Here is a 9,068-nt window from a genome sequence, read left to right as displayed (position 1 = left end):
ATGTTATTCTTACTTGAGAACTAGAGGATCCTATAGTTACAGTATAAGTAACACCAGCTATTGTAGTGATTAATAGATCTACACTAAAACCTGGGATACGCATTTCTCTTACTGTTGATTGAATAGCTAAAAGAGCAGATCTTATACCTTTAGTACAGCAATCCGTTGTGGTATCTTCGCATGTAGGAAGCACATTATTGCAAGGATTGCAAGGGTTGCAACAATTATTGTTTGAATTGCCGCAATTATTGTTATGGTTGCCCATTGTTATCACTCCTTATTTCATATTATTTATCAAGGCAAATTTATCCTGCCTTAATATATACAATATGAAATAGGTTATAAAGATGACACTAAATAAAATAAAAAATTAATAGAAAAATTAAGAAAAAATGTAGAATAAATAGTATATATGTCACTCAGAAAACAGAGAGTTTATTTAGAGAGAGAAAAAAATATATTATATAAGCTTAAACTTAAAATATATATCACTACTTAAGAATAAGTTTACATAGGATTTCTTATATGCTAGGATAATAGTTAGATGGCTAATAATTAGGCATCTAACTATTTACTATGAAAAAGATAATAATTTATAAAGATGGAGTAGGTTATATGAAAACTAAAAGGGAAGAAACAAATAATAAGACATTACATTCTGCACTAATACGAGTAATAAAGGCACATAGAAAAAATGCTCATACTCAATTTAGTAAGATTTCTTTAACAGAAGGAAAGCCTAAAATATTAGATTTTTTAGAGAATAACCCTGGATGTAGTCAAAGAGAATTAGCAACTTATTGCAGGATTGAACCTGCTACAGCTACAAGTATATTAGCTGGAATGGAAAAAGAAGATCTTATTTTTAGAGAGAGGAATATAAAGGACAAGAGAATTCTAAATGTATTTTTAACAGAAAAAGGAAAAAATGCTCAGAAAAAAGTTGAGAAGGTTTTTACTGAACTAGATAATAAGTGCTTCGATGGGTTTTCAGAAGAAGAGAAAAATCAAACTATACATATATTAAATAGATTGTATGACAATTTAATGAAAGGAGAAGGAGATATTGATTAAAGTATTAAAATATTTAAAAGGATCAGCTGCTATTTGTGCTATAATTGCTCCTCTTATAATGATTATAGAGGTAGCAATGGACTTATTACAACCTACACTAATGGCAAAGATTATTGATGTAGGGGTTGCAAATGGTGATTTATCCTATGTTTTTAGAATAGGTACACAGATGATAATAGCTGCATTTGTAGGTTTAATTGCAGGAGTTGGTTGTTCTATATTTGCATCTATTGCATCTATGAAACTTGGAGAGAGTTTAAGACAAGGACTTTTTGATAAAATACAGACACTATCATTTTTAGAAATAGATATGTTGAAAACATCTTCTTTAATAACAAGGCTTACTAATGATGTAACTCAAATTCAAAATATGGTAAATATGGGACTTAAGATGATAGTAAGAGCACCTTTTATGTGTATAGGTGGTCTTATAATGGCAGTAGCATTAAGTCCTAAGTTATCAATGGTATTTGTATATGCAATACCAATAATAGTAGTTTCGGTAATATTTATATTAAAAAAGTCACTACCATTGTTCAAATCGGTTCAAGAGAAAATAGACAAAATAAATATAGTAATGAGAGAAAGTATACTTGGTGTTAGAGTTATAAAATCTTTTGCTATGGAAGAAAATCAAGGAGAAAGGTTTGATGAAGTAAATAATGATTTAAGAGATGAAAGTATTCGTTCTCAAAACATGAATTTAATACTATGGCCTATTGCAACTTTAATTATGAACTTAACTGTTGTTGCAGTTCTTTGGTTTGGTGGGAATATGGTTAATAGTGGACATATTGAAGTTGGTAAGATAATGGCATTTGTAAATTACTTGATACAGATAATGGGGTCTGTAATTATGACTATTAATATTATGATGAACTTTTCAAGAGCCCAAGCTTCTTGTTCTAGAATAAACGAAGTACTTGATACTGATTCTTCTATTCAAGATAGTAAAGATCCTATTAAAATAAATAATTTCGATATAGAATTTAGAGATGTTTCGTTTAGATATAACAAACATAGCGACAATGTTCTAAGTAATATCTCTTTTAAAATTAATCAAGGTGAAACCGTTGGTATAATTGGATCTACGGGTTCTGGAAAAAGTTCCTTAGTTAACTTAATACCTAGGTTATATGATGCGAGTAAAGGGGAAGTATTAATAGGTGGAGTAAATGTAGCAGAAATTGAAATAAAAGAGCTTAGAGAAAATATTGGAGTAGTTTTGCAAGATAGTATATTATTCTCAGGGACAATTGAAGATAATTTAAGATTTGGAAATGATCATGCAGATATAGATCTAATGGAAAGCAGTGTGCGTGATGCTCAAGCTTATGAGTTTATAAGTAGCAAAGAAAATACATATAAAAGTGAAGTAGAACAAAGAGGAAGAAACTTATCAGGAGGTCAAAAGCAACGTCTTTCTATTGCAAGGACATTAATAAGAAATCCTAAGATATTAATTATGGATGATGCTTCAAGTGCACTTGACATGGCTACTGAGGCAAAGCTTCAAGAATCATTAAAAAATAGAATGAAAGACTCAACTGTAATAATAATAGCTCAGAGAATTTCTGGAGTTATGGATGCAGATAAGATAATAGTAATGGATGATGGGGAAATATCTGAGATAGGAACACATAAAGAGTTGCTAATTAATAGTGAAATATACAGAAGTATTGCAGTATCACAATTAGGTGAGGAGGTGCTTTCTATTGTCTAATAAAGAAGTAACTATAGCTAGACCTGGAGCAGGTCCCAGAATAAACCTTGGAAAAAAATCTGAAAAACTAAAAAATCCTAAAATAACTATAGGTAGATTGTTAAAATACTTATCACACAAAAAGTATTCACTAGCATTAATATTTGCATTCTGTTTAGTAACAACCCTTATAACTATATTTGGAACTAAGCTAAATGGAGAAATAATAGATAAGTATATTGTAGTAGGTAACATGAGTGGCCTTTATAAAATATGTTTAATGCTTATTGGAATGTATATTATAAGTACTATATCAACATTTGTTCAAAATAGGTTGATGATAAATATTGCTCAAAATACATCTTCAGAAATCAGAAAAGATTTATTTAAAAGTATGCAGAATCTACCTTTAAAATACTTTGATACAAACTCAAGTGGAGATTTGATGAGTAGACTTACCAATGATGTTGATAATATAAATATGACATTGTCTCAAAGTATAACACAACTATTCTCTGGAGTTATAAATATAGTAGGAATGCTAATAGCTATGCTAATATTAAGTCCGACATTGACTATAGTTGGGTTAGTAACTACTCCTATTATGTTTCTTACTACAAAAATCATAATGAAAAATACTCAACCGTATTTTATTAAGCAGCAAAAACAACTTGGGAAACTAAATGGATATATTGAAGAGATGGTATCAGGACAAAAGGCAACTATATTATTTTCCAAAGAAGAACATGTAAAAGAAGAGTTTCAAAAGATAAATACAAGTCTTACAAAAAGTGCGGTAATTGCCCAAGGTCTATCTGGATTTATGGGGCCAGTTATGAACTTTATAAGTAATCTTACTTATTTAATTTTAGCTATATGCGGAGGATATTTTATACTTTCAGGTATGGACATAACTGTAGGAGTTGTATTTACCATAATTCTTTATATGAGAAACTTTAATAGGCCTATAAATGAAATACTAAATATTTCAAATACTATACAATCAGCATTGGCAGGAGCAGAAAGAGTATTTGAACTTATGGATGAAGAGCCAGAAAAAGATAATATAGATTCTGTAAACTTAGAAAATATACAAGGGAATGTTTCTTTAAATAATGTTGAATTCTCTTATAATAAAGATAAAAAAATACTTAAAGGTATAGATTTAAAAGCATCTCAAGGTCAAACTATAGCAATTGTAGGTCCAACTGGATCAGGAAAAACTACGATTATAAACCTGCTTAATAAATTCTATAATATAGATAGTGGAGAAATAACTATAGATAGTCAAAATATAAATAGTATAAAGATGAATAGTCTTAGAAAATCTATAGCCATGGTACTTCAAGATACATATTTATTTTCAGTAAGTGTACGTGAAAATATAAGGTATGGACATTTAGATGCAACAGATGAAGAAATAGAAGAGGCAGCAAAGTTAGCTCATGCTCATCATTTTATAAAGCAGTTACCAGATGGGTATGATACTATATTATCTGATAATGGTAGTAACTTATCGCATGGTCAGCGTCAGTTGTTAGCAATATCAAGAGCTATATTATCAAAATCATCAATCCTTATACTAGATGAAGCTACATCATCAATAGATACTAGAACGGAAGTGGCAATACAAAAAGCCATGACTAACTTAATGTGTGGGAAGACAACATTCATAATAGCTCACAGGTTAAGTACTATAAAAAATGCAGATATGATACTAGCAATAAAGGGTGGAGAAGTAATTGAGAGAGGTACACATGAAGAATTACTAGAAGAAGAAGGATTCTATGCTAACCTTTATAACAGCCAATTTAGAAGTGGGTTAAGTATATAATCAACAAAAAAATGTATGAATTTCTACAGAATAAGAACATATTCGACAATTATACATAGCATATATTAAGAAATCTATTCAAAAGATTTTTAATAACATAAAATGGAGATGTATAAAAATGAGCTGTCCAAACTGTGGAAACCAATCATGTAATAACCAAAACTATAAATGTGAAAGAGATTATAGCTATGACTATAACTACGAAGACTATGGATATGATGATTATAATGATTGCGAAGACTATAGCCAATATAAATGCTGCAAATATTATGATGAAGATAGATGTAATTGTGAATGCCGTTGCAAATGCAATTGCGAATGTAATGGGGGATATGAAACTAAGTCTCACGTTCATGAATTTGAAAGCAGTGTTAAATTAGCTGAAAAATGTGAAGATAGACATAACCATCGTGTTGCAGGTGTTACAGGTGATGCAATACCAACAAAATCTGGAAGTCATGTTCATGAAGTTATGGCTTATACAGACAACTTAGATCACTTCCATAAAATATGGATGACAACTGGTCCTGCAATAAAAATTGAAGGAACTAATAAGCATGTTCATCTTATAAAAGGATTTACTTCTTTTGATGATTGTCATTGTCATGCGTTTTTATTTACTACACAAATTCAGGCACCATTAGTATAGATAATATAAAAATAGAGAAGAATTTTATTTCTTCTCTATTTTTATGTTTAAAATAAAAAATTTGTATAAAAATCAACAAATTAATAACATTTTTTGCAGATTTCAATATAATGTATTAAGAAAGTTAAATGAAAGATTTTCTTAGAATATTATAATATGGAGATGGAGACATGTATAATAATTGTAAGTGGAATAAAAAGGATAATAAATGCTACAAACAATATCAATCTTGGAATGAAGATAGATATGCTGAGGAGTTCAAAGATTTAAATTCTTGTAACTGTTATAATGATGATATGTACTATCAAGGGGAAAAATCTTATACAGAATACAAAGAAGACAGATATGACAAATACGAGAAATATGACAAATACGATAAATACGATAAGTATGATAAAGACCGCAAATACAGCAAGTATGACAAGTATTGTAAAGAAGATAAAGAAGAGAAAGAGGATAAATGTTGTAATTGCTGCAAAGAAGAACGAGAAGAGAAAGAATGCAAATGCTGTAAGTGCTACCAAGAAGAGCAAGAAGATAGATATGACAAATACGATAAATATGATAAATGCTGTAAGTGTTGCAAAGAAGAACGAGAAGAGAATGAATACAAATGCTGTAATTGCTGTAAAGAAGAAGAAGAGAAAGAGTATAAATGCTGTAATTGCTGTAAAGAAGAAGAAGAAGAAGAGAAAGAATATAAATGTTATAAGTGTTGCAAAGAAGAAGAAAAAGAAGAGTATAAGTGCTGTAAAGAAGATCAAGAAGATATGCCTGATAAATGCTTCAAGTGCTTTGAAGGTGATGGATTTGATGTATACTGTAAGTGCTGGATAGTAAAAAAAGATGGTAAATGTTGCAAGTGTGATAAAGAACAGAATAAGTGGATGAACGAAATAAAAGAAAATTACGGAAAAAATTGTGAAGATAATGGAAAATTTAACTTTAATCCAATAAAAGATGATAATTATTGGAATGATGATTGTGATAAAGAAAATGAAGAATCTTGGCAAAATGATGATGAATACTGGAATGAAGATAGATTCTAGTATATATAAATACTGTATAAATCAATTTTAAAATAGAGAAGAATATGTATTCTTCTCTATTTTTATGAGTTAGTTAACAAAATGTTAATTGATAAAAGCTTGTAAAATTTATACAAATAAGACTTAATACTCTTAATAATAAATTTATAATTTACTAAGATATATTAAAATGTAAAGCCTTAGCATATAGATATTAATGTGGAGGTGTATATATGGAGATAAGTTTATGTATGATAGCAAAAAATGAGGAAGATGTTATAGCAAGATGTATATCATCGATAAAAGACATAGTAGATGAAATAATTATAGTAGATACTGGGTCTACTGATAATACTATTGAAATAGCAAAAAATCTAGGAGCAAGTGTATATGAGTTTGAATGGATAGATGATTTCTCAAAGGCAAGAAACTACTCATTCTCAAAGGCAACAAAAGATTACATACTTTGGTTAGATGCAGATGACATTTTAAACCCTGATGATATAGATAAGTTTAGAGAACTAAAAAGTAACGTTAATAATTTGGTAGATTCAGTTACTATGAATTATGTACTAACTGTAGGTCCCAAAGGAGAATTTATATCTTCATTAAGAAGAAATCGATTAGTTAAAAGAGAAAGAAATTTCAAATGGATAGGTCAGGTCCATGAGTATTTAGAAGTATACGGTAATATTATTAATTCAGATATAAATGTGATTCATAAGAAAGAAAAAGCATACACAAATAGGAATTTAAGAATTTACGAAGAATCTATAGCACAAGGCAAAGAATTATCAACAAGAGATAAATACTATTATGCTAATGAACTTTGTGATAATGGTAGATACGATGAAGCAATAGAACAATACATAAAATTTATAAATACTAATGAAGGATGGGTAGAAGATATAAAAGGAGCATGTAGTAAGATAGCAGATTGTTATAGCTATAAAAAGGATAGTGAAAATGAATTAAGATATCTATTTAAATCATTTGAATATGATGTTCCAAGAGCTGATTTTTGCTGTAGATTGGGTCATAAATTTTTTGGAGAAAATAAATTAGATATTGCAATTTACTGGTATAATCAAGCAATAAATGCAGCACCTAAAGAAGGAAATTTGAGCTTGATAAACCATGATACATATACATTCACGCCTTGGGTGCAACTGTGTGTTTGTCATGATAGAAAAGGAGATATGAAATTAGCTATAGAATGTAATGAAATGGCAGCAAAATATAAACCTGATAGTCCTGCAGTGAAGCATAATAGAGAATATTTTAAAACTAAAATACAATAAAACATATAATGTTAGTATAACGATCTAAATAGAGTTTAATTTAGACTAAAAAATTGAATATATTAATGAATAAAAATAAACTTAATTTTGAATGTAAGTACAAAATTAAGTTTATTTTTATTTTATTCAATATTTTGTATACAATATGTTGACATGGAGGATATAGAAATGTATAATTAATAAAAATATTCAAAAAATTTAGAAAAGGAAAGGGGGAGATAATGTGAATAGTAAAAGTAAAGACGTAGCAGTAGTAGGATTTGCATTATTTTCAATGTTTTTTGGGGCAGGAAATTTATTGTTTCCTCCATATTTAGGACTTATATCTGGTGAAAGTTGGTTAACTTCATTAGGGGGATTTGTTTTAGCTGATGTAGGATTAGCGCTTTTAGTTATAGCGGCTGCAGCAAAATGTTCAGGAGATTTAGACCAAGTTTTAGGAAGAGCTGGTAAAGGATTAGCTAAAATAATAGGGGCAGCCTCAGTTCTTTGTATAGGTCCACTTCTAGCAATACCAAGAACAGCAGCAACAACATATGAGATGGGTATATTACCTATATTAGGGGATAAGGGAGTTATAGCTCCAATAATAGTTTCGGTATTATTCTTTGGATTAACATTAATATTAACAATAAAGCCATCTAGAGTTGTAGATATAATAGGAAAAATATTAACACCAACTTTATTAATAGCATTAGCTGCATTAATAGTAATCGGTATTATTAATCCAATAGGAGGTATAAATCCAGATTCAATGATAGAGAAGAGTCTGTTTGCAGAAGGCGTATCTCAAGGTTACTTAACGATGGATGCATTAGGTGCAGCAGTATTAGCAGGAGTTATAATAAGTTCTGTAGGTGATAAAGGTTATAATGAGGCAGCTGATAAAGTAAAGCTTACTATGAAAGCAGGATTAGTTGCAGGTGTGGCATTAACTTTAGTATATGGTGGACTTACATATTTAGGAGCTACTTTATCCAATCTATATGGAATAGATACTCCACAAGCATCTTTAATGGTAGAAATAACAGCTTCATTACTTGGTAATCCAGGTAAAATAATATTATGTGTAATAGTTACGCTAGCATGTTTAACTACTTCTATAGGGTTAACTTCAGCAGCAGGAAATTACTTCTCAAAATCAACTAACGGAAAGTTAAAGTATGAGACTATAGTAATATCAGTATGTGTATTTAGTGCAGTAGTATCAAACTTTGGTGTAAGCACAATAATACAATTCTCAGCTCCAATATTAGAGATTGTATATCCGGTGTTAATGATTTTAGTTATAATGACACTAGTGTGCGGTAATGTGAAAAATGACAATGCATTTAAGGGTGCAGCATATACTACATTACTTGTAAGTATACTAAGTGTTACAAATGGATTATGGGGAGTTGCACCATTTGTAAGCAAATTACCTCTTGCATCATTAGGATTTAACTGGGTTGTTCCAGCTATAATAGGAGCAGTATTAGGT

The 9,068-nt window shown here is 29.5% G+C and carries 8 protein-coding genes; 7 read left to right on the top strand and 1 reads right to left on the bottom strand.

Annotated features, from left to right (window positions below; genetic code table 11):
- On the bottom strand, positions 1-265 hold a 265-nt coding region (locus CHL78_RS18725; protein WP_147295853.1), incomplete at its 3' end, for a hypothetical protein.
- Between the two features lie 350 nt (positions 266-615).
- Here CHL78_RS18725 and CHL78_RS18720 point away from each other — a divergent pair.
- The 7 genes from CHL78_RS18720 to brnQ all read left to right on the top strand — a co-directional run.
- Positions 616-1,074, top strand: a complete 459-nt coding sequence (locus tag CHL78_RS18720) for a MarR family winged helix-turn-helix transcriptional regulator (protein WP_094366218.1) — start codon at positions 616-618, stop codon at positions 1,072-1,074.
- Positions 1,067-2,797, top strand: a complete 1,731-nt coding sequence (locus CHL78_RS18715) for an ABC transporter ATP-binding protein (RefSeq protein ID WP_094366220.1) — start codon at positions 1,067-1,069, stop codon at positions 2,795-2,797. The genes CHL78_RS18720 and CHL78_RS18715 overlap by 8 nt, the downstream gene beginning before the upstream one ends.
- The gene (locus tag CHL78_RS18710) at positions 2,790-4,610 is read left to right on the top strand and encodes an ABC transporter ATP-binding protein (protein ID WP_199534123.1); all 1,821 of its coding nucleotides are present in this window, start codon (positions 2,790-2,792) and stop codon (positions 4,608-4,610) included. Before CHL78_RS18715 ends, CHL78_RS18710 begins: the two co-directional genes overlap by 8 nt.
- A 118-nt stretch (positions 4,611-4,728) precedes the next feature.
- Positions 4,729-5,259, top strand: a complete 531-nt coding sequence (locus CHL78_RS18705) for a YmaF family protein (protein ID WP_094366222.1) — start codon at positions 4,729-4,731, stop codon at positions 5,257-5,259.
- Between the two features lie 170 nt (positions 5,260-5,429).
- Positions 5,430-6,308, top strand: coding sequence for a hypothetical protein (locus CHL78_RS18700; RefSeq protein WP_116041693.1), 879 nt, complete (start codon positions 5,430-5,432; stop codon positions 6,306-6,308).
- A 212-nt stretch (positions 6,309-6,520) separates the two neighbouring features.
- The gene (locus CHL78_RS18695) at positions 6,521-7,588 is read left to right on the top strand and encodes a tetratricopeptide repeat-containing glycosyltransferase family 2 protein (protein WP_094366228.1); all 1,068 of its coding nucleotides are present in this window, start codon (positions 6,521-6,523) and stop codon (positions 7,586-7,588) included.
- 223 nt (positions 7,589-7,811) lie between these two features.
- On the top strand, positions 7,812-9,068 hold a 1,257-nt coding region (brnQ, locus tag CHL78_RS18690), incomplete at its 3' end, for a branched-chain amino acid transport system II carrier protein (RefSeq protein ID WP_116041691.1).

Source organism: Romboutsia weinsteinii (assembly GCF_002250835.2).
GTDB lineage: Bacteria > Bacillota > Clostridia > Peptostreptococcales > Peptostreptococcaceae > Romboutsia_A > Romboutsia_A weinsteinii.
Note: the sequence above shows the minus strand (reverse complement) of the source record. Positions and strands in the feature narration are given on the sequence as shown.